We start from the raw sequence: 208 nt of genomic DNA, 5'->3' as shown, positions 1-208 counted from the left end.
GACTTCAATGTCTCCACGACGATGACTTGGTTCTCGTCAACGATCCGTCTCGACAGCTTGTGAAGGAAGTCCTGGCGTTGGTTCGCGATCTTTTCGTGTTTCTTTGCCAGAAGTAACTTGGCTTTTTCACGATTCTTACTCCCGATCTTCTAGCGTGACAAAGCGCGCTGCGCCTTCTTGACCTTCGCTTCGGACTTCCGGATGAGTC

General features: G+C 51.0%; 1 protein-coding gene. It reads right to left on the bottom strand.

What is annotated here, in order from left to right:
* Positions 1–146, bottom strand: a 146-nt coding sequence (locus BBB58_RS15615; RefSeq protein ID WP_439097894.1) for a transposase, incomplete at its 3' end; no start/stop codon positions are given.
* Positions 147–208 lie beyond the last annotated feature (62 nt).

The organism is Exiguobacterium profundum (assembly GCF_001909285.1).
Lineage (GTDB): Bacteria > Bacillota > Bacilli > Exiguobacteriales > Exiguobacteriaceae > Exiguobacterium > Exiguobacterium profundum.
This window is presented reverse-complemented; position numbering and strand designations above follow the sequence as displayed.